At 68.1% G+C, this 25,381-nt stretch carries 24 protein-coding genes and 4 tRNA genes; 13 read left to right on the top strand and 15 right to left on the bottom strand.

From position 1 onward, the window contains the following. The first annotated feature begins 197 nt into the window (after window positions 1–197). From ACT89H_RS03260 to hemQ, 3 genes are read left to right on the top strand one after another with little or no spacing between them, the layout of a single operon-like run. Window positions 198–671 carry an RrF2 family transcriptional regulator gene (locus ACT89H_RS03260; protein ID WP_445106946.1) on the top strand — a complete coding sequence of 158 codons (474 nt, stop codon included), beginning with the start codon at window positions 198–200 and terminating at the stop codon, window positions 669–671. Further along, window positions 668–1,912, top strand: coding sequence for a globin domain-containing protein (locus ACT89H_RS03265; RefSeq protein ID WP_445106947.1), 1,245 nt, complete (start codon window positions 668–670; stop codon window positions 1,910–1,912). The genes ACT89H_RS03260 and ACT89H_RS03265 overlap by 4 nt, the downstream gene beginning before the upstream one ends. Before the next feature lie 4 nt (window positions 1,913–1,916). After that, window positions 1,917–2,612 (top strand): hydrogen peroxide-dependent heme synthase, encoded by a 696-nt coding sequence (gene hemQ, locus ACT89H_RS03270; protein WP_445106948.1) that lies wholly within the window; start codon window positions 1,917–1,919, stop codon window positions 2,610–2,612. A 96-nt stretch (window positions 2,613–2,708) separates the two neighbouring features. Here hemQ and msrB read toward each other — a convergent pair whose 3' ends face one another. The 4 genes from msrB to ACT89H_RS03290 all read right to left on the bottom strand — a co-directional run bounded on the left by msrB (window position 2,709) and on the right by ACT89H_RS03290 (window position 6,932). After that, complete coding sequence (gene msrB / locus ACT89H_RS03275) at window positions 2,709–3,152, bottom strand: peptide-methionine (R)-S-oxide reductase MsrB (RefSeq protein ID WP_445106949.1); 444 nt, start codon at window positions 3,150–3,152, stop codon at window positions 2,709–2,711. Next, window positions 3,149–4,477, bottom strand: a complete 1,329-nt coding sequence (locus tag ACT89H_RS03280) for a glycosyltransferase family 87 protein (protein ID WP_445106950.1) — start codon at window positions 4,475–4,477, stop codon at window positions 3,149–3,151. Before ACT89H_RS03280 ends, msrB begins: the two co-directional genes overlap by 4 nt. Before the next feature lie 87 nt (window positions 4,478–4,564). After that, window positions 4,565–6,121 carry an alpha/beta hydrolase gene (locus tag ACT89H_RS03285; protein WP_445106951.1) on the bottom strand — a complete coding sequence of 519 codons (1,557 nt, stop codon included), beginning with the start codon at window positions 6,119–6,121 and terminating at the stop codon, window positions 4,565–4,567. Window positions 6,122–6,152: 31 nt separating this feature from the next. Beyond that, window positions 6,153–6,932: a pyrimidine reductase family protein gene (locus ACT89H_RS03290; RefSeq protein ID WP_445106952.1), complete on the bottom strand. Its 780-nt coding sequence runs from the start codon at window positions 6,930–6,932 to the stop codon at window positions 6,153–6,155. Between the two features lie 17 nt (window positions 6,933–6,949). Here ACT89H_RS03290 and zapE point away from each other — a divergent pair, with 17 nt between their 5' ends. Together zapE and ACT89H_RS03300 are read left to right on the top strand one after the other, a co-directional pair. Then, window positions 6,950–7,966, top strand: a complete 1,017-nt coding sequence (zapE, locus tag ACT89H_RS03295; RefSeq protein WP_445106953.1) for a cell division protein ZapE — start codon at window positions 6,950–6,952, stop codon at window positions 7,964–7,966. 75 nt (window positions 7,967–8,041) lie between these two features. After that, window positions 8,042–8,824, top strand: a complete 783-nt coding sequence (locus tag ACT89H_RS03300; protein WP_445106954.1) for a tyrosine-protein phosphatase — start codon at window positions 8,042–8,044, stop codon at window positions 8,822–8,824. Between the two features lie 145 nt (window positions 8,825–8,969). Here ACT89H_RS03300 and ACT89H_RS03305 read toward each other — a convergent pair whose 3' ends face one another. After that, window positions 8,970–9,509: a GNAT family N-acetyltransferase gene (locus ACT89H_RS03305; RefSeq protein WP_445106955.1), complete on the bottom strand. Its 540-nt coding sequence runs from the start codon at window positions 9,507–9,509 to the stop codon at window positions 8,970–8,972. A 40-nt stretch (window positions 9,510–9,549) separates the two neighbouring features. After that, window positions 9,550–10,992, bottom strand: coding sequence for an MFS transporter (locus ACT89H_RS03310; protein WP_445106956.1), 1,443 nt, complete (start codon window positions 10,990–10,992; stop codon window positions 9,550–9,552). Here ACT89H_RS03310 and ACT89H_RS03315 point away from each other — a divergent pair. Both ACT89H_RS03315 and ACT89H_RS03320 read left to right on the top strand, forming a co-directional pair. Continuing rightward, window positions 10,973–12,511, top strand: a complete 1,539-nt coding sequence (locus ACT89H_RS03315) for a flavin-containing monooxygenase (protein ID WP_445106957.1) — start codon at window positions 10,973–10,975, stop codon at window positions 12,509–12,511. The two genes, ACT89H_RS03310 and ACT89H_RS03315, sit on opposite strands and share 20 nt — an antisense overlap. A gap of 408 nt (window positions 12,512–12,919) precedes the next feature. Then, complete coding sequence (locus ACT89H_RS03320; protein ID WP_445106958.1) at window positions 12,920–13,891, top strand: LysR family transcriptional regulator; 972 nt, start codon at window positions 12,920–12,922, stop codon at window positions 13,889–13,891. Here the strand turns inward: ACT89H_RS03320 and ACT89H_RS03325 are convergent. Beyond that, entirely contained in the window at window positions 13,858–14,901 is a 1,044-nt protein-coding gene (locus ACT89H_RS03325; protein WP_445106959.1) for a hypothetical protein, read from the bottom strand. The two genes, ACT89H_RS03320 and ACT89H_RS03325, sit on opposite strands and share 34 nt — an antisense overlap. Before the next feature lie 534 nt (window positions 14,902–15,435). Between ACT89H_RS03325 and ACT89H_RS03330 the strand changes: the two genes are divergently transcribed. Continuing rightward, window positions 15,436–16,380, top strand: coding sequence for a hypothetical protein (locus tag ACT89H_RS03330; RefSeq protein ID WP_445106960.1), 945 nt, complete (start codon window positions 15,436–15,438; stop codon window positions 16,378–16,380). Here ACT89H_RS03330 and ACT89H_RS03335 read toward each other — a convergent pair. The 5 genes from ACT89H_RS03335 to ACT89H_RS03355 form a co-directional block, all read right to left on the bottom strand. After that, window positions 16,346–17,575: a sigma factor-like helix-turn-helix DNA-binding protein gene (locus tag ACT89H_RS03335; RefSeq protein WP_445106961.1), complete on the bottom strand. Its 1,230-nt coding sequence runs from the start codon at window positions 17,573–17,575 to the stop codon at window positions 16,346–16,348. The genes ACT89H_RS03330 and ACT89H_RS03335 overlap by 35 nt on opposite strands. 215 nt (window positions 17,576–17,790) lie before the next feature. Beyond that, window positions 17,791–18,729 carry a helix-turn-helix domain-containing protein gene (locus ACT89H_RS03340; RefSeq protein ID WP_445106962.1) on the bottom strand — a complete coding sequence of 313 codons (939 nt, stop codon included), beginning with the start codon at window positions 18,727–18,729 and terminating at the stop codon, window positions 17,791–17,793. A gap of 1,087 nt (window positions 18,730–19,816) precedes the next feature. Continuing rightward, window positions 19,817–19,891 (bottom strand) — tRNA-Val (locus tag ACT89H_RS03345). Window position 19,892: 1 nt separating this feature from the next. Further along, window positions 19,893–19,963 (bottom strand) — tRNA-Cys (locus ACT89H_RS03350). A 42-nt stretch (window positions 19,964–20,005) separates the two neighbouring features. Beyond that, a tRNA-Gly gene (locus ACT89H_RS03355) sits at window positions 20,006–20,078 on the bottom strand. A gap of 396 nt (window positions 20,079–20,474) precedes the next feature. Between ACT89H_RS03355 and ACT89H_RS03360 the strand changes: the two genes are divergently transcribed. After that, window positions 20,475–20,546, top strand: a tRNA-Val gene (locus tag ACT89H_RS03360). 244 nt (window positions 20,547–20,790) lie between these two features. On the opposite strand, the gene ACT89H_RS03365 is transcribed toward ACT89H_RS03360, so the two are convergent. Beyond that, window positions 20,791–21,006: an excisionase family DNA-binding protein gene (locus tag ACT89H_RS03365; RefSeq protein ID WP_445107349.1), complete on the bottom strand. Its 216-nt coding sequence runs from the start codon at window positions 21,004–21,006 to the stop codon at window positions 20,791–20,793. 71 nt (window positions 21,007–21,077) lie between these two features. On the opposite strand from ACT89H_RS03365, the gene ACT89H_RS03370 reads away from it, so the two are divergent. Beyond that, window positions 21,078–21,389 carry a hypothetical protein gene (locus tag ACT89H_RS03370; RefSeq protein ID WP_445107365.1) on the top strand — a complete coding sequence of 104 codons (312 nt, stop codon included), beginning with the start codon at window positions 21,078–21,080 and terminating at the stop codon, window positions 21,387–21,389. On the opposite strand, the gene ACT89H_RS03375 is transcribed toward ACT89H_RS03370, so the two are convergent. Then, window positions 21,275–21,679 (bottom strand): DUF4254 domain-containing protein, encoded by a 405-nt coding sequence (locus ACT89H_RS03375; protein WP_498049526.1) that lies wholly within the window; start codon window positions 21,677–21,679, stop codon window positions 21,275–21,277. The two genes, ACT89H_RS03370 and ACT89H_RS03375, sit on opposite strands and share 115 nt — an antisense overlap. Before the next feature lie 347 nt (window positions 21,680–22,026). Beyond that, window positions 22,027–22,377, bottom strand: coding sequence for a winged helix-turn-helix transcriptional regulator (locus tag ACT89H_RS03380; protein WP_445106964.1), 351 nt, complete (start codon window positions 22,375–22,377; stop codon window positions 22,027–22,029). A gap of 253 nt (window positions 22,378–22,630) precedes the next feature. On the opposite strand from ACT89H_RS03380, the gene ACT89H_RS03385 reads away from it, so the two are divergent. Genes ACT89H_RS03385 through ACT89H_RS03395 form a run of 3 tightly spaced genes read left to right on the top strand, consistent with a single transcriptional unit; the run spans window position 22,631 to window position 25,365 of the window. Then, window positions 22,631–22,897 carry an acyl carrier protein gene (locus ACT89H_RS03385; RefSeq protein ID WP_445106965.1) on the top strand — a complete coding sequence of 89 codons (267 nt, stop codon included), beginning with the start codon at window positions 22,631–22,633 and terminating at the stop codon, window positions 22,895–22,897. 36 nt (window positions 22,898–22,933) lie between these two features. Further along, window positions 22,934–24,427 carry an MFS transporter gene (locus ACT89H_RS03390; protein WP_445106966.1) on the top strand — a complete coding sequence of 498 codons (1,494 nt, stop codon included), beginning with the start codon at window positions 22,934–22,936 and terminating at the stop codon, window positions 24,425–24,427. After that, window positions 24,424–25,365, top strand: coding sequence for an SRPBCC family protein (locus tag ACT89H_RS03395; RefSeq protein ID WP_445106967.1), 942 nt, complete (start codon window positions 24,424–24,426; stop codon window positions 25,363–25,365). The genes ACT89H_RS03390 and ACT89H_RS03395 overlap by 4 nt, the downstream gene beginning before the upstream one ends. Window positions 25,366–25,381: the final 16 nt, after the last annotated feature.

Genomic DNA, 25,381 nt, shown 5'->3' on the forward strand with positions numbered 1-25,381 from the left:
CCCACTTGTGTGCGTTGTCACGACCACATGCCACGCCATAGCGCTCCTGCAATTCTTCGTTACTCCCGATCGACCTGTTTTCACCTGGCCCTGTTCGATGAATTCGCGCCGCACTGAAATTGCGCACGAATCGGCGTAATTAAGGACACTCCCCGCGGGATATGGAATCGGTGGAATTCGCCGGTAGCGTGAGCGGCATGCAGCTCTCGCACTTCACCGATATCGGTTTGCGTACCGTCATGCGGCTCGCGGTGGAGGAGGAGAAGGATTCCCGAGTCACCACCAAACTCATCGCGCGACAGGTCGGCGCATCGGAAAAGCATGTGGCCAAAGCGGTTTCGCGGCTTGTCGAGCTGGGTCTGGTCGAGGCGCACCGTGGACGATCCGGCGGATTGTTCATCACCGCGGCAGGGCGCGCCGCATCGGTGGGTGAGCTCGTCCGGGAATTGGAAGACGACCGCGACGTGGTGGATTGCGGGGAACCGAATCTGTGTCCGTTACTCGGCGCGTGCCGGTTGCGTCGAATTCTCGCCGACGCGAAGAAGGCTTTCTATACCGAACTCGACCGTTATTCGATAGAGGATTTGGTCACCTCGTCGACGGCCGGGTTGCTGCATTTGCTCGTCCGCCCCGCGGCGAGTGTCACCTCTGAGATGAAGGAAGTTTCATGACCCTCGACAGCGTCGTCCGTGCCGAACCGGAACTCGAACCGCGGCACGCCGAGGTCGTCCGCGCGACCCTGCCGCTGGTGGCGGCGAACATCGATCGCATCGCGGCGGTGTTCTACCGAACCATGTTCGAGGCCCACCCGCAGTTGCTGCGCGACACGTTCAACCGGGGCAATCAGGCACAGGGCAGTCAGCAGCGGGCGCTGGCCGCCTCGATCGCCACCTTCGCCACGTATCTGGTCGACCCCGCGCTGCCGCACCCGGCCACCATGCTGTCGCGGATCGCGCACAAGCACGCCTCGCTAGGGGTGACACCGGAGCAGTACCGGATCGTGCACGAGAACCTGTTCGCGGCCATCGTGGAAGTGCTCGGCGCCGACGTGGTCGACGATGTGGTCGCGGCGGCCTGGGATCGGGTCTACTGGATGATGGCCGATACGCTGATGGACCAGGAGAAGGGACTCTACGCCGAGGCGGGCGTGGAGTCCGGCGACGTGTTCCGCGACGTGCGCGTCGTGGCCCGCGACGACGACCCCTCCGGCGTCGCCGTCTTCACCGTGGAGTCCGCCGATCCGACCGCCGAGCTGCCGGGATTCGCTCCCGGCCAGTATGTTTCGGTCGGCGTGCGGCTTCCCGACGGTGCGCGCCAGCTGCGTCAGTACAGCCTGGTGGGCAGCCCGCGCGACGGCGCGCTGTCGTTCGCCGTCAAGCGGGTCGAGGCGGCCGACGGCTGCCCGGCGGGCGAGGTGTCCTCGTGGCTGTACGAGCACCTATACCCGGGTGACCCTCTGCAGATCACTCTCCCGTTCGGTGATGTCGTCCTCGATACCGTGGCGGCGACACCGCTGGTGCTGATCTCCGCTGGGATCGGTATCACCCCGACGATCGGCGTTCTGGAATATCTCGCTGCCCATGCGCCGGGCCGTCGCACGCTGATCGTGCACGCCGACCGTGCGCCACGCACCCATCCGCTGCGTGATCGGCTCCTGCGACTCACTGCCCGGCTCGAACAGGCCGAGATCGAACTCTGGTACGAGGAACAGACCTCCGGTGCCCGGCACGGGCGGGCCGATCTCTCGGCGCTGAACGTGCCCGAGGACGCCGAGGTCTATGTCTGCGGTCCGTCCGGGTTCCTGCTCGATATTCAACGCCGGCTACGCGCTCTCGGCATCCCCGACGCCCGCGTGCACATCGAGCAGTTCACGCCCGGCGATGTGGGCGCTCCCCCGCGAGTGGCACGATAGTGCTATGGCGCGACTCGACTATCAGGCTCTCAACTCCACCATCCGCTACCTGATGTTCTCGGTCTTCCAGGTGCAGCCCGGGGTGCTGGGCGAGGACCGGGACGCGGCGACCAAGGAGGCCAAGGCGTTCTTCGACGGTCTGACCGACCGCGACGTCGTGGTCCGCGGCATCTACGACGTGGCCGGGATGCGCGCCGACGCCGATTTCATGATCTGGACGCACGCCGAACGTGTCGAGGATCTGCAAGCCGCCTACGCCGACTTCCGCCGCACCACCGAGCTCGGACGGGCGAGCGCGCCGGTCTGGAGCAACGCGGCGCTGCACCGTCCCGCCGAATTCAACAAGAGCCACATTCCGGCGTTCCTCGCCGGTGAGGAACCCGGCGCCTACATCTGCGTGTACCCGTTCGTGCGGTCCTACGAGTGGTACCTGCTGCCCGACGACGAGCGCCGCCGGATGCTGGCCGAACACGGTAAGGCCGCGCGTGGCTACCCGGACGTGCGGGCGAACACCGTCAGCTCGTTCGCGCTCGGCGACTACGAGTGGATCCTGGCCTTCGAGGCGCCCGAATTGCATCGGATCGTCGATTTGATGCGTGACCTGCGGGCCACCGACGCCCGGCGGCACGTGCGCGAAGAGATCCCGTTCTTCACCGGCCCCCGTGTGGAGATCGAGAAGCTGATCGCCGCGCTGCCCTGACCCGTCGTGCCCCGGCGCCGGCAAATGCTTGCCCAGAGTTTTCGGGGCATGCGCCGAGCGTCGGGGCTTCGTACGCTGCCGGTGAGCGTTGGGTGGTTACTCCGCTGCGCTGTCCGAGGGGTGCAGTCGCAGGGCGATGGAGTTGATGCAGTAGCGCTTGTCGGTGGGCGTGTTGTACCCCTCGCCCTCGAATACGTGGCCGAGGTGGCTGTGGCAGTTCGCGCACAGCACTTCGACCCGATGCATGCCGAGCGAGTCGTCCGACCGGAGAATCACCGCGTCGGACGCCGCCGGGTCGAAGAAGGACGGCCAGCCGCAGTGCGAGTCGAATTTCTCGGTGCTGCGGAACAACTCGGCTCCGCAGGCCCGGCACACGTAGACACCTTCGGTTTTGCTATCGGTGTACTCACCGGTGAACGGCCGCTCGGTGGCGGCCTCGCGCAGCACCGCGTATTCCTCGGGGTTCAGCTTCGACCGCCATTCCTGCGGCGAAAGCTGGATGCGCGGCGCGGGCAGGGACGTGTCGGCTTCGGAACTCATGGCTCCACGCTAATACGATTCTGCTCCGCGGGCGCCGAACCGTTGTGTGGGCCGGCGGTTTCCGCCGGGACAGCCGCGGGGACCTGCGGCTGCGCGCCGCGCGGGTCCGGTGCCGAACTCATCCACGCGGGATCGATGCCGAACGGCAGTCTGCCTTCCCGTCGCGCGGCCAGATAGCGGTCGCCGAGCACGCAGAACACGACGATGAGCAGCAGGCCCCAGCCGAAGGTGATGCGCAGGTACTCCAGGTTGCGGCCGATGTGCTGCCAGCGGTCCGACAGCCACTTGTCGTAGCTCATGAACCCGAAGATCGCCAGCCAGGCGGGCCAGTTGCGCAGCACCGAATTGCGCAGCACGACGGTCATCAGGAACGGGAACAGCATCATCGAGTAGTACATCTGCCCCAGCGAGCTGAGCAGGAACAAGGCCGTCAGCAGCACGCCGGAGGAGGTGCAGACGAAGAACAGTTCGTCCTCGCGGTAGTAGCGGTACAGCAGCCACAGCGACACGAGCACGAGCACGCCGAGCGCCACGCGCATGCCCCAGGTCAGCCACGGCGGCAGTCCGTAGTACTCGCCGTTGCCGACGATCGCGCTGTTGAAGTAGTCGCGGGATTCGAAGAGGTAGGGCGCGGTGCGGGTGAGGAACTTCTCCGGGTCCTGCACCAAGGGCCAGGCGATCGCGTTCATTGCCAGCGGCACGCCGAGCGCCGTCACGAACACTTTCCACTGCCCGCGCACGAGCGCGATCAACAACAACGGAGCCAGGGTCGGTTTGACCGCGATACTCAATCCGAGCGCCGCGCCCGCCCACAGGTCGCGCCGTTTCAGCAGCAGGTGGATGAAGATCAGCTCCGCCAGCAGCACACAGCCGTTGACGTTGGTGAACACCAGCGTGTTGATCACGGTCTCGGAGGAGAACATCGCCAGCAGCAGCGCGGGAGCGGCGACCGAGTTCAGCGTGTACCGGAACAGCCGCAGCAGCAGATACCAGGCGACGAGGATCGCGATCGCGTTCAGGGCGATGAACAGCCAGCGCGACTTCTCGTAGTCGATGGCGGCGATCGGCGAGATCAGCAGGGTGCCGCTGGGCGGGTACAGGTAGTGCGGGTCCACCGAATCGAAGTTCGCGGTGTAGACCGGCCGCCCGTTCAGGAAGTCCAAAGACGCCTGGTATACCGGCTTGTAGTCGTCGGTGATGAAGCCGTTGACAGCCTTGATGAAAACCCGGTTCAGCACCGTCATGACCGCCAGGGGCCAGAGTGCGAACTTGATCACCTCGGCGGTGGTGCGAGCGGTCCTGGGCTCGAGCTGTCGAAGGAACACTGGGGCACGGTACACCGGATGGATTACCAGTGGTCGGCCGGACCTGCCCGACGCGCCACTGGGACGCCGGGCAGCGCGCCACTGGGATCAAGCCGGGCAGGCGGTGCCATCCGCGGGAAGTTTGCCGTCCTTCAGGTAGTCCAGCACCGCCCGCTGCGCGCAGCTGGAATGCGTGGACACCGGATGCCCGAAGCCTTGCCAGGACAGCGCCGCGTGCCGGGCGCCCGCCGAACCGATCGCGCCGGTCACCGACGACTGACCGCCGTTGCCGACCACCGGATCGGCGACTCCGCCCAGCACCAGCACCGGGATACCCAGCTTGCCGGGCAGCGGGGGCGCGGTCGACACCGGCCAGGCCACGCATTCCATCAGCGCGATGGCCGCGGCTTTGCCGAAGACGGGGTACTTGCCCGCCCATGCGCCGGCGAGCTCCTTGGCTTTGTCCGGCGTCGGCGGCAGTTGCGTGTCGGTGCACCGATTGACGAACTGGCCGTCGCTCTCGGTGGCCGCGGCTTCGCGCCTGATCAGATTGTTCACCGGTCCGCGGTCGCCGCGTCCGGCCGCGGCCAGCGCGTCGGACAGCTCGGCGACCCGGGTGGCCTGGTCGGCGCGCGGGCTGCCGAGGAAGCCCGACACCGCGGTCAGCAACGCGTTCGCCGAGATGTCGCCGAGGTCGCCGGTCGCGGCCCGGTTCACCAGATCGGTGACCGCGGCGCGCGGATCGGCTCCGAGCGAGCAGCCGACGCCGACGCAGCGCTGCGCGAATGCCGTCAGCGCGGCCTCGGCGCCCTGTACGGCTTGTTCGGCGCGGGTCACGGCGTCGGTGCCGACCGGCTCCGGGGAGTCGAGCACCAGCCGGGCCACGTGGTCGCCGTACTTGCGGGCGTAACTGAGCGCGACCTTCGCCCCGTTGCCCGTGCCCAGCAGCGCGATGTGGTCCACCTGCCACTGTTTGCGCAACTGCTCGATGTCGTCGGCGGCGTGCGGTGCGTCGAAGGTGCTCTCGTAGGGTTGCAGGAAGTCGCGGCAGGCGATGGTGCCGTCCTGGCTCAGTTTCGTCATCCGCGCCACCGGGTCGCCCGGGCCGGAGCCGGACTGGGCGTTGTCGGCCAGGCCGCGACGGATCTCCGGCGGCAGGCAGTCGATCGGCTGCGAGCTGCCGATGCCGCGCCGGTCCACCGCGACGATGGGGCGGGCGGCCAGCAGCGCGGAGGCCGGGCCCGCGGCCAACCCGGCCAGGGTGGCGGACGACGAACGATCCGAACCCGAGGTGAGTACCAGCGGCGGCGCGTCGGCCGGGGTCTGTGCCAGCCGGGCCCGCAACGCGCCCGCACGGAAGCTGCCGAGCACCGCGCCCGTCGAGTCGATCGGGGTGGAGTACTCCGCGCAGTCGAGCACCAACCCGGCGGGAGCGGGACCGAGTCCGAGCTGATCCAAGGTCGGCTGGGTGCACTCGCGCCAGCTGAGGTCGGTTCTGGGCAGCTCGGCGTTCGGCGGGGGTGCGGGCGCGGCGGAGGTGGTCGCGGTGCCCGCGACCGGCGGGCGCTGCACCGCGACACCAGGACGATCCGACGGTCCCGCACCGCAACCGGCGGTCACGATCGAGAGGGTGGCGGCAAGCACGGCGGCCCGAGTCCAGCGCATTGCTACAGCCTGCCAGGTTCGGGCGGTTCTTTCATCGACGGGCCCACCGGGTGAGTATCGTGCCGTCGTCGTCCAGCAGGACGTGCGCGCGCGTCATGCGGACCCGGAACTCGTGCGCGGACAGGGAGATTCGCCGCGCCGCGCCGCCGACCAGCAGCGGCGCGGTGGTCAGGCACAGCTCGTCGACCACGTCGGCGTCCAGTAGTTCGCCGAACAGGTGCGGGCCGCCCTCGGTGAGTACCCGCAGCAGGCCGCGCTCGGCGAGCACCCGCAGCAGGCCGGCCGGTGTCACCGCGATGTCGCCCGCTTCGATCACCTCGGCGCCCGCGTCCGCCAACCGCCGCTTGCGGTCGGCGGGAGCGGTGGCCGTCGTGATGATCAGCGGCGGCACCTGGGTATCGGTGAGCAGGCGCGCGCCAGGGTCGATCGCCGCGCTCGCCGTGACCACCGCGATCGGCGGCGGTGCGCCGTCGGGATGCCCGCCGATGCCGCGCTCGTGGAACGCGCGGCGGCGCGCCGGGTCGGTGCGCGCCCCGCCGTAGTTCTCCGCGCGTGCCGTGCCCGCGCCGACCACGATCACCTCCGCCAGTTCACGCAGCAACATGAACACCGTCCGGTCGGCCGGAGTGCCCAGCCCTTCGGTCAGGTTGTCGCTGGTGGCGGCGCCGTCGATGCTGGCGACGAAATTGGCGCGGACCCACGGCGCGTCGAGCACGGCGGGGAAGGCGTACATCCGCGCGAGGTCGTCCGGGCCGAGCCCTGTGAGCTGGATCGCATTCTGGCTACGCTGCATGAAATCAGATCTCACCACGACTTTAGGCTTCGTCCATGCAAGAACGCCTCGTCGATCGTCACCCGGAGGTCCCGGCCGATCAGCTCGTCGCCCAGATGGTGCCGCCGCCCATGTTCGACGAGGTGAGCTTCGCCTCCTACCTTCCCGATCCCCAGGAACCGAGCCAGGCGGACGCGGTCCGCAAGGCCGAGGGGTTCGCCGATCAGGTCGTCAAGATCACCAGGGCCGCCGGCAAGAAGGGCATCTTCGGCAAGAAGAAGCAGGTCAGCGGCGCCGGTCTGTATCTCGACGGCGGATTCGGCGTCGGTAAGACGCACCTGCTGGCCTCGATCTTCCACAGCTCGCCCGCGCCCAAGTCGTTCGGAACGTTCGGTGAGCTGACCAACCTGGTCGGCGCGCTCGGTTTCGCCAACGCCCTCGAGCGGCTCTCGGGCAACAGCGTGCTGTGCATCGACGAATTCGAACTCGACGACCCCGGCGACACCATGCTGGTCTCGCGCCTGCTGACCGAACTGTCCGCGGCCGGTGTCTCGATCGCGGCCACCTCGAACACCTTGCCGGGTCAGCTCGGCGAAGGGCGTTTCGCCGCACAGGATTTCATGCGTGAGATCAAGAAGCTGGGCGCCATTTTCCAGGCGGTGCGCGTGGACGGGCCGGACTATCGGCACCGCGACCTGCCCCCCGCGCCGGAGCCCACCGCGCCCGAGAGCCTGGCCGAGCGGGCGGCGAACACCCCGGGCTCCACGCTCGACGAGTTCGACGCACTGCTGAAGCACCTCAGCACGCTGCATCCGTCGAAGTACGGTGCCCTGATCTCCGGGGTGTCGTCGGTGTTCATCTCCGGCGTGCATCCGGTCACCGATCAGGCCGTGGCGTTGCGCATCGTGGTACTGGCCGACCGGCTCTACGACGCGAGCGTCCCGGTGACGGTGTCGGGCGCGAAACTCGACGAGATCTTCTCCGCCGAGATGCTCGAGGGCGGCTACCGCAAGAAGTACCTGCGCGCCATCTCCCGCTTGCTCGCGCTGTCGCGGTTCGAGGTCGCGGCCTAGCGATGCGGGCCCGATTCGGGCGATCGGCGAGAGAACGTGTGCAAGCCCCGCAGGCCTGATGATCGGAGCAGCCGAATGGCCATTCGTTTCCGCGCCCTGGTCGCGATCGCGACCGGTCTGGTGGTCGGCTTCGGACCTGTAGCCGCCATCGGCCAGGCCGACCCGCCCGCGGCCGTGGTCACCGATTCCGCCCTGCACCTGCAGGGGGTGCAGAACGCCAGGGACATCGGTGGGTATCACACGACCGACGGCCGAATCGTACGCACCGGTCTGGTGTATCGGACCGGGCAACTGAACAACGCGACGCCGGAGGACCTGGCCGTGCTGACCGACCACCGCGTTCGCTCCGTCCACGACCTGCGCACGGTCTACGAACGTGCGCTCGGGCCGGACCGGCTGCCCGCGGGTGCGACGGCCCACTGGGCCGACGTGATCGGCCAGGCTCCACCCGAGGTCATCGCCACCACGTTCACCGGCGGCGCCGGGCTCTATCGTGCGTTCATCACCGCGCCCGGCGCGAACGAGGCCTTCGCGTCGGTGCTGCGCGACGTCATCGGCGCCGACGGCGCGGTGCTGTTCCACTGCACCGCCGGCAAGGACCGCACCGGCTGGACGGCGGCCGTACTGCTCACGCTGCTCGGCGTCGATCGCGCCACGGTCACCGAGGACTATCTGCTGTCCAACCGATTCCGCGACGCGAGCGAGGACGACCCGCTCAACGGCGTCCGGGGATCCTGGCTCGACGCCGCCTTCGACCAGGTGAATCGGACCTACGGAAGTTTCGACGCGTACGTCCTGGACGGCCTGCGATTCACCGACGGCGATATCGCGGCCCTGCGCGCACGTCTGCTGGGCTGAGCTTAGGTCCGCTTCGGGTGGGCGGGCGAGGGCGTCCCGGTCGTGCTGCTGCACGGGCTGGTCGCGGATATCGCGGATATCGCGGATATCACCGCACCCGATCTGCGGGCCGCGACGACCGGAGACGGCACGGGCGCGGGCAGGGCTAGAAGGCCAACCGCAGTACGTAGTCGTGATGCACCTGGTTGCCGACGGTGAACGTCCTGGTGCCGACCTCGGTGAAACCGTGTTTGGCGTAGAAGCGTCGAGCGCGGACGTTCGCCTGGTTGACGCCGAGCCAGACGCCTGGATATTCCGCGGCACGCGCCCAGTCCAGCGCGGCGTTCATCAGCGCGGTGGACACTCCGGTGCCGTGCCGGCCGGGCAGCACGTACATCTTGCTGATCTCCACCATCGGACGCGGCCCGGCCGACTCGGCCACCGCCGGATCCGCCGGGCCGCCGGTGACCAGCATCGCGTAACCGACGATGTCGTCGTCCGCGACCGCTTTGAGCACGATTCGGGCCGGATCACTCAGATATTCGCCGAATCGTTCGCTCGACAGGACCTCGCCGACGAAGACCTCGATGTCGTCGGCTGTCGCCTCCGGCGGGCACGCGAGGGGAAAAGTGGCCGCGGCGACGTCACTCAGCGCTTCCGCGTCCCACAGCCCGGCCCGGTCGACGATGACTGGGAGGTCGCTCATGGCTCCATGAGAGCACGAATGATCGCCTTCCCGCCACGGCCTACCCCGCGGCAGGACCGAGTTCTGTGGGCCGGCCCAACCTCTGCGCAGGAGCGGCGCTCGCGACTCGATGGAAGCGGAAGACGCGCGAGAGCGCGATCAGGGCCAGGGCGAACAGCAGAGGGATGACGAAGCCCGTGCGGTGCCCTAGGCCCGCCGCGACCGCGCCGACCACGCCGCCGCCGAGCAAGGTCCCCGCATAGTTGAACAGGTTGAGACGCGCGATCAGTGCGTCGAGTTCCGGTCCGGTCGCGAGTTGCCCCGCCGCGCTGAAACACAGCGGCGCGATCACGGGCAGGCCCGCGCCCGCGATGAGGAAGCCCGTGATCGCGACCGCGGGACTCGGCGCGGCCACCACGAGTGCCAGACCGAGGGCTCCCGTGCCCGCGGCGGTCCGCACCACCCGGCGCGGACCGAAACGGCGCACCAGCGAATCGCCGGCGATCCGAGCGACCAGCGACGTCCCCTGGTACGCGGCGTAGGCGAGCGCCGCGGTCGCCGAACCGGCGAGCAGGTCGTCGGTGAGGTACAAGGCCGACCAGTTGCCCACCGCGAGGTCGACGGCGAAGACGAACGCCATCGCGATGCCGAACCCGAGATACGCGCGCAGCGCGATGGTGGAACCGGGCGCGGCGGTCTCGGCCGGACTCGTCTCCGCATCCCGTACGCCGAGCAGTCCTCGTCCGAGCGCCCAGCCGAGCACCAGCACGATCGCCGCGGCCGCGAGCAGCGATTCGCGCAGCGTCACCCCCAGGGCCTCGCACCCGGATACGAACAGTGCCCCGGCTATCGTTCCGGCGCTCCACGCGGCGTAGAACGACGACAGGATGAACGTCCCGTACCCGTGCTGGATGAACACCGCCTGCATGTTGGTGCTCGCGTCGACGATGCCGACCGCGATCCCGTAGCAGCCGAGGGCGGCCACCAGTAGCGGCGTGTTCGGCGCGAAGGCGGCCGCCGCGCCGGTGACGGCCACGAGCAGCAGCCCGATCCGCACCGCCGCGCGGCTGGACCAGCGCAGCGCCAGCCGCTCCGCCAGGACACTGCCGCCGCCCGCGAGCAACGAGATCAATACCACCGAGACGGCGATCACCCCGTCCGACAGCCCGAAACGCTCCTTCTGCTGTGGTAGTTCGGTCAGCACGACGGCGAGGAAGAAGCCTTGTGCGCCGAACGCGAAGGAGTTCGCGATCCGGGCACGCCGCAGGACGGGCGCGATCGAACTCATTGGCGCAGGGTAGCCGGACCTCGACGACGATGCGCGCCGGGCCGGTACCCGACGATCAGGCCGTGAGACCACCGTGGACGCGAACAGCCACCGTCGAGCTTCCTGCCGTTCCGGTGGGTCCGGCCGCAGTGCGCTGACGAGCGGATTCGGTCGACCGACTTTGCTGTGCGCCGCCGGGCGACGTAATCTCTCGCGCATGACAAGCGGAAGCCGCATCGGGATCGTCGGTGCGGGTATCGCAGGTCTTGCCTGCGCGAAAGTGCTGAAACAGGCGGGTTTTCCGGTCGAGGTTTTCGACCGTGCACCCGATGTCGGTGGTGTGTGGAGCGCGACCCGGCGATACCCGGGCCTGCAGACGCAGAACTCCAAGGACACGTATCACTTCTCCGACTTCCCGATGCCGGGCGACTACCCACGTGTTCTCGACGGGCAGCACATGCAGGCCTATCTGGCCGCCTACGCCGAACACTTCGGGCTGACCGAGCACCTGCGGTTGCGCACCGAGGTGGTCGCCGCCGACCCGGTGGACAGCGGCTGGTTGCTGGAGATTCGCGATGAGAGCGGAATCCATCGGGCCTCGTGCGACCACCTGGTGATCGCCAACGGCGTTTTCAGCGAACCCGCGCTGCCGGAGTACCGCGGCGCCGATTGGTTCCGCGCGGCGGGTGGGCGCTTGTGCCACTCCTCGGAATTCACCGACCTGGAGTCGGTGCGCGGCAAGTCGGTCGTCGTGGTGGGCTACGGCAAGTCCGCCTGTGACATCGCCACCGCGGTGAGCGAGGTCGCGGCGTCCACATCTGTGGTGGCCCGGCGGCTGTTCTGGAAGATGCCGCGCAAGCTGGCGCGGGTGATCGACTACGAGCGGCTGATGCTGACCCGCTTCGGCGAGGCGCACTTCCACTATCTGCGGCCCCGCTGGATGGACCGGTTCCTGGCCGGCCCCGGCGAATCGGTGCGGATCAGCAACTTCGATCTGATCCAGGAGCTGGTCACCAAGCATTCGAACCTGCGCGAACTCGGTCTGGTGCCCGGCGGGCGGTTCGAGGAGATCGCCGAGAGCACCGTCAGCCTCGTGAGCGAAGGCTTCTACGAGCAGGTCGCCAACGGACATATCACGGTGCACCGGGACACCACGATCACCGAGATGGGCGGCGGCGCGAAGGCGGCGCCGGGAATCCGGCTCTCCAGCGGGGAGGTGTTGCAGGCGGACGTCGTGATCTGCGCGACCGGGTTCCAGCAGCGTGTGCCCTTCCTCACCCCGTACGTCCAGCGCAGGCTGACCGACGAGCACGGCAACTTCCGCCTGCACCGCCAGATCCTGCCGTTGGAGGTCCCGAATCTGACCTTCGCCGGCTACAACTCCTCGGCGATCAGCACGCTGAACGCCGAAGTCGCCGCGCACTGGACCGCCGCGCTGCTGACCGGCGGGCTGGTTGTGCCGCCCACCGACGAACTCCACCGGGAAATCGACGCCCGTCTGCGCTGGATGGAGGAACGCACGCACGGCCGCCACGCGCACGGCACGGCGGTGGTCCCGTTCTCCGTCCAGAACATCGATGAGATGCTCGCCGACCTGAAGTTCCGCCTGCCGCTGCACACCCGTGTGGCGCAGGTGTTCGGGCGGATCAAGCCGGAGTCCTACCGGGGACTGGCCGGCCGACACAAGTCGGGGCAGGGCCCGGTGGCACGCCCGCCGGCACCGACCGAACCGGAGCTGCTTCCGTCCGAAGGGTGACAGCTGCCGGGTCAGCCACCAGGCGTCCCCGTCCGCTCCGGACAGTGGTGGTCCGCTCACGCGGGTGGTAGGGAGCTCCGATCCGCGGCGCCGGTCCTGGCCGCGGCTGGGTGACCGTGTGCGCACATTTGCATCGACTGCCGAAATCGGCGGGTGGCGTCGGGCGAATCGTGGCGGGCGGTGCGGTGGCCGCGCGCTCGACGAGGACTGTCGTGGTTCCGCGGCCGACGTGTTCAGGGCATATCGCCAGGTCGGTTGCTCGGGACGGCATGTGCCCACAGCTATGATCCCCGCCACCACCCACGGTTTCGCCGACAATTCCCCGGCGGCGGCGCTGGGGTAGGACTCGTCCGGGTTATCGCGCGCGCAATACCCGGTGCCGCTGTTTGCGTTGGCGATAATCCAAGGGTGGAAGCGCTGGACATGAATCTCCTCGTGGCCCTCGACGCACTGCTGGACACCAACAGCGTCACCCTGGCCGCGGAGCGCCTACACACCTCGCCGCCCGCGATGAGCCGGACGCTGGCCAAATTGCGGGACGTGCTCGGCGACCCGCTGCTCGTGCGCGCCGGTCGCCACCTGGTGCCGACGCCGCGCGCACTGGAATTGCGGTACGAGGTCAGCACACTGGTCGAGCAGGGGCGCGCACTGCTGACGCCGCGCGACGACCTCGACCCCGCGGCGCTGCGCCGGACGTTCGCGGTGCAGGCGGGCGACCTGGTGCTCACCGAGCTGGCCGGGCCCCTGCTGTCCGCGGTGCGGGCCCAGGCGCCGGGCGTGACGCTGCGCTTCCTGCCCGACACACTGGAGAGCACCGCCGCGTTGCGCGACGGACGCGTCGACCTCGAGGTCGGTGTCATCGACCACACCGATCCGGAGACCACCGTGCGCAGAGTGCTCACCGACCGCCTGATCGGAGTCGCCGCCGCCGATCATCCGCTGGTCACCGATCGGGTCACCGTCGCCGCGTACGCCGCCGCACCCCACCTGAGTATTTCGCGCACCGGTCGTTCGCACGGCCCGATCGACGACCGACTCGCCCTGCACGGTCGCACCCGGCGGGTGGTCGCCACGGTGCCGACGTTGACCAGCGCGCTGTTCGCTGTGCGCGGCAGCGACCTGGTCTGCCCCGCGCCGGCCCTGTTGAGCGCCGCCACACTGCCCGCCATCGGCTTGAGCGCGTTCGAGATACCGCTGCCGTTGCCCGAGGTCGCCATCGGGATGGCGTGGCATCCGCGCAACAGCGCCGATGGGGGCCATCGCTGGCTGCGCGATCTCGTCCAGCAGATCCTGCTGCGTTCGGCCGCGGCGGGGCGTCCGCCGAAGCGGCGACGCCCCAAGGTCCGTCAGGACACCGGGGGCGGGCTGGACAGCCGGTAGTCGGCCGGTCGGCGCTGCGCGTCGGTGCGCTCGGACTGATATCCGTTCGTGGTCGACTCGCCCGGTGTAGACCCGAAGATGTCGGAGCGGCCCAGCGGAGCCGCCGCCGTGCGCTTGAGTTCATCCAGCATGGCTTGCAGCTTGTCCACGTGCGTGTTCTCGACCGGAGTCCGGTCGTCGTCGCCGGCGCGGTGCGCTCCGGTGAGGCCCACGCCTGCGGCCTCGGGGGCCGTCCCGTTCTCCGCGCCGCCGTGGGTGCTGCTCGGGGCGGAGGCGACGATGTTCTCGTACGCGGCGTTTTCACCGGGGGAGTACGAGGTGGCGGGTTCGCGCGAGCCGGTGAACGTCTCCTGCCGTCCCGTGCTCGGGTCGCGCGGCGCCGGCGCGGTGAAGGGCGTTACAGGTTCTCGCTGGACCGGAGTAGTGAAAGCCGGTTCCGGCGAGGGCGGGGCGGTGAAGTTCGACACCTGGTCGCGGGGCGCGGTGAATCCCGGACCGGAGGTGGCGTTCGAATCGAGCGCGCTGGGCGCGGGCTCGGCCCGCGGTGGGAACTGCGCAGCGGGACTCGGTTCTGCCGCCGCGTGCACCGGCTCTCGCGCTGCGCTCTGCGGTCGCGCGCCGTTCCTGGCGAGGACCGTTTCGCTGGAAACACTCTTCGGCGCCACGGCTTCGGCGCCGCCGTGTTCCGGCGTGCGGGCGTTCGATCGCCCCGCGGCTGCCCGGGGTAGCGGGCGTCGCGCAGCCGTTTGCCGGTCTTCCTGCGCCGGGTCGTCACCGGATTCCAGGCGCTCCACTCTGGTATCGAGACCCGAGATGTCCTGTCCGGCACGGAAGGCCCACGCCTCGAGCTTGGCCAGCCGCCCCTCGACGGTCGGTTCGCTCACCACGGCCTGCGCACCGTCGATCCGGGCCGCCACCGCGTCGAGCTTCTCGCTGACCTCTCGGAGCGCCGACGAGATACTCGCCAACATCGCGCCGATCGACTCGCCGGTCTGCTGACCGTGCTCCATCCACTACCCACTTCCCCGTATCGGCCCAGCTCGCACTCGGCCGGACGATTCTATCCGCCCAGTTGGACATCCGCGGCTCGCGAAGATTCGGCGGTGCACCGATCCATGACCTGATCGAAGCAGCCTAGGCTTCCGGAATCGGCCCTCTGCACGCGGATTCCGCGGTGACCCGGATTGCCCGGTAAACCAGTCGGCGCATCTGATCGGTCATTATCCGCCTCCATCGGGTTCGCCGCGACTCCGTGCTCGGAGTTCGCCGCGGTGCCCGGGCCGCCGGGCGCGCTCGAAGCCCGGGCGTGTCGCGGGTCGGCGACAACTGTCGAATTCAGGGTGCCCGCAGTACTCGCCGCCGTTCCGTGGCATGATGAAAGTCCTTGTGCCGCAGAGTACAACGCCGATTCCGCTGATCGACCACGCGTGTGGCACACCCGAGCGCGGGGTGAACGGGGCTGGCGAGGTAGCCGAGTCTGACGCACTCTTGATCTATGGCGTAGGTCGCCGGGCCTGCGGTGGTTTGTGCAGGGGAGTGGTCGCGTGAGAACGAAGCAGCGGGCGGAGATCGCCTGCGGGCGCCGAGCGATGCTCGCCGAGTTGGGCATCGGAGAGGCTTCCGGTCGTACCCGCGGGTCGACGACGGGCTACGCCTGTGAGTGCCCGGAATGTTCCGCCGCCCAGTGGGATATTCGGCGGCTCAAATACTGGTTGTGCGGCAGGCTGCTCGCCTACGGAGCCGACGAGGCCGAAGTGGACCGACGCATCGGGACATTGCCGGTGGACGTGTACTGGCGCAAGGGTGACCGGGTATACGCGATCGAGGTGCGCAGCGGTCCACTGGAGCGTGGACTCGCTCAGGAGCACACCGAGCGGCTGCGCGCCGAGGGCTGTACGGACGTGTTGTGGCTGTGCCCGCCCGGTTACTGGGTGCCGTACCTGCACGCCCTGGGTATCGCGGACTTCGCGCCCGCCGCCTGTGATTACCGCGCGGTCACCGGCGTGCTCGATACCGAGCACGCGATGGCGGCGCCGCGCCGGGAGCCGGTCGAACTGCGCGAGTTCATCGCGGGCTGGGTGAGCGGCGAATACGCCTGGGGTTATCGGGACGAGAGGACGGGAGGCTGGGCCACCGTGACCGACTGGGAGTACCACACGAAGACACAGGCCACGGTGATCGCCCGGCAGCGCCAGGAACTGGTGAACCAGCGCACGTCGCTGGCCGTGACTCGGAAAGCATTACGCGACAAGCAGAAACACCTGCTGAAGCTCACCACGCGGCTGGAACGCGCGGAGCAGGCCGCGCAGCAACGGGCCGACGCTCTCGCCGCCGCCCAGCGCACGATCGCCGATCACGACCGGCGCGACCAGGCCCTGCGCAACACCATCGCCAATCTGGAGGCGACCATCGGCCGCTGGCAGCTGATCACCATCTGCGCGATGTTGCTGATCGTCACGTTCCTGGCGGCGGCGATGGTGGTGCGCTGAGCCGGAACGGCGCCCGGTCCCACCGCCATTCGTGGCGCAGCACCAGCGCGAGGAAGTCCAGCAGCTCGAGGCCGGTCTTCGCGCGCACCTCGCGGAGCGCGGCCCAGTGCACGGTGCCGCGCTCGACGAGTTCGCGCAGCATCCGCTCAGCGGCGGCGTCGACGGGGCGGGCGCGCAGATCCGGGATGCCGATGCGGCTGCCGGTCCACACCAGCCAGCCCCAGCCGTTGGCGTGCGCGTGTGCCCGCGCGGCGGCGGATTTGACGACGTTGACGTGGAAGCCGACGTGGCCCAGCGGCGCGACGTCGATCAGCACCGTGCGGCCGTCGGTCAGCCGCGCGACGATGCTCGGATAGTGCACCCGCGCTGTGCCGTCGAGCTCGTAGACGACCGCCGCGGGTTGTTCCATGAACGTCTCGACCAGATCGCTGGCGTTGAGTATCCACAGCAGTCTGGCCTCCAAACCGGAGTCGAACGGCACGTCGCGACCGACCTTGTCCAGGTAGAAGCGTCCGCGGCCGTCGTCGTCGCTGTCCACGGTGCGCGCTGTGGCGGTCGGGATCGCGGCCGCCACGCGGGCGCTGGGCCAATCGACCTGCCCCAACCACGGATTCAGCTGACTCGTCGCGCGCGGCTCGGCGTCGTGCAGTTTCGCCAGGCGCCGGTTGGTCTTCTTCTGCCAGGCCGCGATGCGCTGGGTGACGAATCCGGCGATCCGTTTGGCGTCCTCGGCCGGGTGGCCGGCCAGCCGCAGCTTGAGGTATGACAGTTCGGTCGCGGCGATATCGGTGTCGGTCGCGTACGTCTCCACCAGTAGCGCGCGCGTGAGTTGCCGGTCCCTGGCGTCGAGTGGATAACGCGCGGACAGGACCGCTGCGGCGCGATGCCCGGACAGCTGCGCCATCCGGATCATCTGCCCAACCGCTTTGGTGTGCAGTTGCCGCACCCGGTCGCGGGAAAGGTCGTATCGGGCGCCGATCCGGGCGAGCGTCTCGGGCTTGTCTCCACCGACCCCGAGCCGAGCCGTCAGCAACTCGCCGTCCTTGGCCTTCTGGTCGGCGCGTATCGCGATCAACTCGCCGAGCACCTCGTTGACCTCTTCTAGTTCGAACGAGATGTCGTCGCGCAGATCGAGCGAGTCCGGATCGTCGTCATCCGGCGCCGCGCCGTGGGCGACCTCCGCACCGATCGTCACGCGACAACCCCCTGACTCGGCTCCGGCACTGTGCGCCACAGCGTATCCCCACCCACCGACACCGACCCCATCCTGGCCACGACGACGCCCGGCAATCGCCGCGCTGGAACCCGAATCGCACGCTACCAGCGGAGATGATCGATTCGATCAACTCCGGGCCAGAGCGGAAAACTCCGGCGAAACTCTGCGTGTGTGTACACGGACCGGGCGCTGTATCACCCGCTGACCGGGTTCATGTCCGGGTCGACGCGGCGCAGCGCGGAAGCCAGCCACTCGGTTCGCCGATGCTCGGCGGGCATCTCGGCCAGGCCGTCCGATGCTTCCTGGATCGCATTGGCCGTGTCGCCCAGCAAGGACAGGACGCCCCCACGCTGCACGCCGCCGAATCCGGGTGTCCACCAGTACATGGCTTCTGGCGGTTCGATACCGTCGGCCGCGTCTGTCGCCGCGTCGGCCTCGGAGAGTGCACGCAGCGCTTCGCCTGCCTCCCCGCGCGCGGCCAGTAGTTCGGCCCTGCGCATCCGCGCGTAGGCGACCAGGACGGGGTGCGCGCCACGGACCGCCAGCGCGGCGTCCGACAGGGCGATCACTTCGCCGTAGTCCCCGGTCGCGCTCCACGCCACGTATCCGGCGAAACCGAGACTGTGGACGAGTCGGTCTGGGTCGCGGGATTCCGCCGCCAGGTCCACAGCCGTGGTCAGGCTGCGCCGCGCGGCGGTGTCGGCCCCCACCGCGTGTTCGAGCCAACCCCGGTACTGCGTGATCTCGGAGGCGAGCGCCGCCGCCTCGGTGCGGGCCTTGCGTGCTTCGCGTGCGAATTGCTCGGACATAGCGGACATGCCGCGTACCGCCGGAAGCACCGCCAGGGCACCGGCCGCGTCCTCGATCCGGCGGGTAGACGAAAGCATCATGGCGACGTCGGCAAGGGCGCCGGCGTCCACGCTCGCAGCCGACCTGGCGGCGGTGGTCAGTCGGCCTAGGTCCGTTGTCCCCAAGACCCGTTCGTAGGCGGCGGTCACTCCGGCGGGCACGGGGCGCTGCCCGGTCTCGATCGCCGACAGATAGGTCTTGCTGTAGAACGACCGTTCCGCCATCGCGCGCAGAGAGATACCGGCCGCTTCACGAGCGGCACGCATGAGCGCCCCGGTTTCCACCACACCAGCGTAACGAGGGTGTGGACACCTGCGGACGCCGAAAACGTAGGTGCGCGAACCCTTCACGCATAGCTTCGATCTCAGCCCGCCGCCGGGTGGAGACCGCCGGACACCGACGATGTTGCCCCGCCGGCGGGTGCCTACCAACGGCAGGGGACAGAAGGCAGGGGAATGGACGCGCTCGGATGGATAGACCCGTGTTCGCCGACAGTGGAATGGGACACGGCGCAGGTGCGCAGATTGGCGCGGCGGTTGGGGTACCCGCTGCGGTTTGCCGATCCGACTTCCGTGCTCGGTCTGGTCGAACAAGTCGAGTCCTCGGGGGCCGAGGTGGTATGCTCTCGTCCTCGGCGCATGTCGACGCGGTCACGCTGGACCGGTTGATGTCGGTTGCCGACGTCGAATGCGCTGCATCCCGTCCGTCATTCGGCCGCTGGCCCGCGCTCGGCGGGGTACGCCGATGAGCGCGACGCAAGCCGCTCTCGTGTTCGTGATCGCGCTACCGCTGGCGGTCATCGTCGCAATGATCTTGTGGCCGTCCGACTACGACGACTGAAGTAGCGACGGCGGCACATGGACGGACCCGTCACGCGCTCGCGCGCTTCTGTGAAACGGCGGCGGCCGATTTTGAACGAGCGTGGGCCGCGTCCTTCCCCGCCAATTGATCAGCGTTTGCGGGTGGACGCGCAGGCGGGCGGCGGTTTCGGCGGGGGTAAGTAGAGCGTGAGTCGGCGCTGACATCTCATCGCCGACGACGGCGAAACCGAACTCACTGCGCACGACTTGCGCCATACCTTCGCAGGCCTGTGCGCGGCAGCATCTCATCGCGGTACATCGTCGACTGGATGGGGCATGCATCCGCAGCGATCACGGAATCGGTCTACATCGACCTGTTCGCGAAGGACCTCGAGGCGCACGCCGCGCTACTCGGTGCGGCGATGTCGAACGGCTCGAAGTAGCTCTGAGTTGCTCCTGCTAGCCCGGAGTTACTCACCCTCGTGTGTGCTGAGTGGGTGTTCGGAGGCTGAAAAGCAGGAGAGGCACCTTCCGAGTTTCCTCGAAAAGTGCCTCTGACCTGGTACTACGGTGGTGCGCGATACTGGGATTGAACCAGTGACCTCTTCCGTGTCAGGGAAGCGCTCTCCCGCTGAGCTAATCGCGCGAGGTGGAGACGGGAATCGAACCCGTGTGCACGGCTTTGCAGGCCGTTGCCTCACCACTCGGCCACTCCACCGCGCAAAGGGGGACGGCGTATGTTGCCTGGCCCTACCTCTCGAGCGGATGACGGGATTCGAACCCGCGACCCTCACCTTGGCAAGGTGATGCGCTACCAGCTGCGCTACATCCGCATTCTGCCTCCCCGGGGCTCGTCTCCGGCCTCCGTGGTGCGAGACAGAACATTAGCGGACGCTCGGTGAAAGGTACAAATCTGCTGGTAGAACGGTGGAAATCCGGAAAGTGGCGTGCTGGGACGAGGGTGGCCCATGTGATGGATGGGGTTGTCGAGACGCTGGGTTCCCATTTCGGTGGTCGAGGGGCAGCGTCTGCGACCGAACTTCGCGCGGTCGCGACCCGGCATACCCGCCATCGGTAGCCCACGTGCCGGGCCCACGCTGGGGCTGCCGATGGGTGGTGGCGCCCCGTCGAACCATCCCTGTCCGGATGGCGATTTGGTGAACCGCCGGTGGCGCGTGCTAATGTTTCGTCTCGTCCGGAGGGCACCTCGAGCCGCCGGAAACCCGTCAGGTCTCATAGCTCAGCGGGAGAGCGTCCGCCTCACACGCGGAAGGTCGCTGGTTCGATCCCAGCTGGGACCACTGTAAAGACGCTGGTCAGAGAGTTTTTGGCTAGCATAGGATGCATTGCATGCAACATACGTGCAATAGCTATCCGTAGTAGTTGGTCGGAGTCTCGCAACTGATGGCGACCCATCGGTGTCCTGATGTGATGTTTGTCACATTCGCCTTGTGGGGCTTCGAAGCGCGGTAAATCCCGGGGCTTCGTGGTGGGGCGGACTGCGACAGTCGGGATCGAGGATTGGTGAAGTGGCTCCAGACTCCCTCAACGCAGCGGACGCATAGCCTTGTCAATGTCTTCGATCGCAATGCGTATCTGGCCCCTGAATCGGTAAGCAGGCAAAGTGCCATCGGCGATCATCCGCCTGATCGTGTCCTTGCTGACGCTCGCACGATGGGCGGCGAATCCGATCGATACGTAGCGGCTCGGAACAGGAGCCGGCTTGATCCTGTGCTCTATCGGCTGGCGGAGCTGGTGGATGGCTACACCGAGCTCGCTGACGCGCTGACGCAGCGGTCGGCGGGGTTGCCCGCGCTCGGAGATGGTGGCTGATGAGACCTCTGTTGCCGGGCAAGGACGAACTGCTCATGGCCTGCCGGGGCTTCCCGTTGCCCGCCGAGGACCCGGTGCTGAGCGCGGCTGCCGAACTGGCCGTGCTGCATCAGCGGCGTGAACGGACAGCGTGGGAGGCGGTGGCGGTGATCGACGCGTACCGTGCCCGGTTGATGGGCACCATCGACACCTGGGTTCAGGCGGTGAACCAATTTTCGCTGAGAACGAACGGGCGTAGAAGTGATATCGTCCATCGGTCCGGAATCGTGTTGCCGCAGCAGACGCTCGGCAATGGACCTGGTTGCCGATGATCGATCACCCCACCGGCTGGCATTGGATCTCCGAGCCGGTAAACGCCACATCGATACCAGGCCGCGTGCACCTGCGGATCTGCCACATCATCCACAGTCATCAACAGGTGGTAGGCGCGCACCTGGCTACGCGCCAGGCGGTCGATGACCGCGCCGAGAGTCTCGGTGTGCAACCGCGCCCCCGAATGCGGCACCGGCAGATGCATGGCCGCCCGCAAATCGACAGCGAGAACGAGTTCGTCACTGCGGCAACGGCAGGCCGCACCGCAACCACCCCGAGGAGTCCTGATACAGCCTCCCGAACTCGGCGGCGAACCGTGTCAGCCGGTGCGCGTCGACGTGATGGCCACGAATAGCCGAGAGCACGCACACCGCGCGCGGCCGCGGACCGGGCCCGCGTTGCGCGGACGGGGTTTGTCCGACTTCGTTCGTTCCCTGTGGGAAGTGGGGATGAGCGTCCATCCCGATGTGCTCGGGCGTGATCATCGGACCGAGTCAGCAGCCGGGCCTGCTGGGATGGCGACACATATCGGCACACCGTGGCGGTGACCGCACCGGAAGCGGACGACCTACCTATCGCCGAGAATCCCTGTGCCACAGCGTTTTCGCTGATTTCTCGAGCGCAGGGGCGGAGAGGTTACGACGCCGCGGCTGTGACCGAGGCCGACGCCGTGGCACGCACCCAGCGCAGGAAAGGTTCCAGTTCGCGCGCCGCCTCGGTGCCGAGATCGGTCAGCTCGTACATCACCGACGGCGGCGCCGTGGGCAGCACGGTGCGTGTGACCAGTCCGTCGTCCGCGAAGGTGCGCAAGGTCTGGGTGAGCATCTTGTCGCTGACCCCTTGGATGCGCGTGCGCAATTGGTGAAAGCGCAGCGGACCCTCGGTCAGGGAGGTCAGCACCAGCACACCCCATTTGCCGGTGATGTGATCCAGTAGGACCCGACCGGGGCAGTCGCTCTGGAGTAGAGCCTGTACTTCAGCTGTCATGCTGCAAACTTTCTATTAGTTAGCAACCCACTTCAAAGTGGCATCTTACCAATCAATCGCTTCTATCCCATCATGGTCCTATGGATAGCCACGCAGTCCGCATCCGCGCCGATCAGCGACCGGTTTCCAGGCGTCGGGGCAACTGTTGTCGTGCGCTCACGCGGGCGGCTACAGCGCGATTCCAGGGAACGTCCAGCGAGTGATGTCAGGCTCGGCTTGATCCGATCACCGGAAAGAGCTGAGGAGACCAATCATGAGCGTGCAGGTCGGTGTCACGGAATTAAAGGACATCCTGCGGGAAGCCGCGGGCGAGGACGAATCGGTCGATCTCGAAGGTGACGTGCTCGACACCGATTTCGCCGACCTCGGCTACGACTCGCTGGCATTGCTAGAGGCCGCCGCGGTCATCGCGCGCCGATATGGCGTCAAGTTGTCCGATGACGAGCTCGAGAACATCACCACCCCACGTCAACTGCTCGCACAGCTGCAAAACGGGCTGAGCGCCGCTGCCGGAGCCTGAACGCCGCGGCGCAGCGCCACGATCGGGAAACGGAATATGACAAGCAAAATCGACAAAGTCGCTGCCGACGCCGCAGCGCCGCAGGCCGCGGCGCGACGCACCAGGGAATGGATCCTGGTCGCGCTCGCCTGCACGGGACAGCTGATCGTCGTACTCGACGTGTCCATCGTCAATGTGGCGCTGCCCGGCATCCGTGCGTCGCTCGGTTTCAGCGAGCAGGATCTGCAGTGGGTGGTCACCGCTTACACGCTGACCTTCGCCGGATTCATGTTGATCGGCGGGCGGGCGTCGGATCTGTTCGGGCGCAGAAGAGTTTTCGTGCTCAGTCTGGCCGCGTTCACGCTCGCCAGCCTGGCGGGTGGCCTCGCGCCGAACGCGGTCTGGCTGGTGGTGGCCCGCACGGTGCAGGGTATCGGAGGCGCGGTCCTGGCGCCCGCGACGCTGGCCATAATCACGGCCGCCTTCGCCGAGGGGCCCAAACGCACCCAGGCGATCGCGACCTGGACCATGATGGGCGCTGTCGGCGGCGCGATCGGCGCGGTACTGGGCGGCGTGCTGACCGAATTCCTTTCCTGGCGTTGGGTTCTGCTGGTCAACGCGCCGGTGGGTCTCGTGCTGGCGGTACTCGCGCTGATCTACCTGGACCGAGACGCCGACCGGCCGCACGGCGGGCTCGATATCCTCGGCAGCGTCACGGTGACGGCGGGATTCATCGCCGTGGTCTACGGCCTTGTCGAATTCGGCAAGGCAGCGGCATTCGATGCGAAAGCGGCCGTGGCGACGCTGATCGGCATCGTGCTGCTGGTCGGATTCGTGGTCGTCGAGACCAGGATCGCCGAACATCCTCTGCTGCCGTTGCGGATAGTCCGGCAGCGTGCCGTCACGGTGGCCAACCTGACAATGTTCCTTCTCGGCGCGGGCTTCTTCTCCGTGCTGTACTTCGTGTCGCTGTATCTGCAAGGGGTGCGGGGACTTTCGGCGCTGGCGGCGGGACTGGTCTTCGTGCCCTTCGCGGTGACCACCGTGATCGGGGCGCAGTCGGCGGCCAAACTTCTCGCGCGCGGCATACCCGCGCGGCCCATCATCGTTGCGGGGACCGTGATCTCGGCTGCGGCCTTCGCCGCGCTGACCCTGCTCGACTCGGATTCCTCCGTCGGCTGGGCGGTGATCGCCCCCGGACTCGTGGTCTTCCTCGGGATCGGGCTCGCACTCGCCCCCACCGCGGCGACGGCGATAGGCGGAGTTGCCCCCCAGGACGCCGGGGTGGTGTCCGGTCTGGCCAACGCCACCCGACAATTGGGTGGATCGGTGGGGCTTGCCGTCCTCACCATTGTCGCGGCCGCTCGCACCAACGGAGCAGGCGAAGGCATACCGACCGGAAGTGCGGTTACCCACGGCTACGCCACGGCATTCGGCGTCGCGGCGGTGATTCTGATCGGCGCCGCGATCAGCGCGTCCCTGCTGCCCGGACGAGCCGGGGGACAGCGCATTCCGACGAGTCGTCCACAAGCAGAAGAGAGTCGACGATGACCGCACTGCCCTCCCACACCTCGAGCGAGAAATCTGACGCGCGACCCGTCGACCGGATCCTGGCCGAAGTGCATTCCTGGCCGCTGTTCGCCGGACCGGTGATCCATGCCAGGGCGTTGACCGCGACCAACGATGTCGAGACCTTCGAGCTGTGGCTGGAGGACGATGGCTCGGTCCGGTCGGTCGGCCTGGAACGCAGGGCGACCGAGGAGTCGACCACGCTGATCTTCGGCGTCGGGCCCGACGCGCCGACCACGGTCGTGCGCTATCGGGACGACACCGCTGACGTCGTGGATATCGAAACCGTCTGGGCGAGCGGCTCCGATGACGCGACGGCGGTTTCGGTCGAGCCGGTGGTCCGCCGGATCCTGGCTGAACTGGCCGAGTCTGCGGATCTGCCCGGCGGCGCGGGCGCGTGGGTGTACACATTCGAGGACGTGGTGCGTACCCACGGATCGGTCGGCGACGTCTTCGAGTTCCTGTCCAGGCTCGAACTGTGGCCGAGCAGTCTCGCCCACGTCCACGACGTCACCTACGACGAGGACGACGACGGCGTGCAGACCGTGTGCACAACGGTGCTCGGCGACGACGGAACCCAGCACGATATCCCCTCGATCCGGATCTGCCTCGGTCGCGCGCGCATCGTCTACAAGCCGCGGACGGTGCCGCCTATCGCGCGCGCTCATCTCGGACAGTGGTCGGTGCAACAGCACGCCGATTCCGTGACCATCACCGGACGGCACACCATCGCGCTCGACCCGGCTGGGGTGCGACAGGTGCTCGGGGCCGACGCGACCGTCGAGGCGGCTACCCGCCTGGTCCGCTCTGCCCTCGGCAAGCACAGCCTCGACACCCTCGAAGCCGCGAAGTCCTTCGCCGAGAACCGCCTGCGGTCATACGATCCCGCGCTGTCCTGGGATCGGCTCGGTACGTCGTGACCACCACTCGCTCCAC

The sequence above is a fragment of the Nocardia aegles genome (assembly GCF_052545135.1).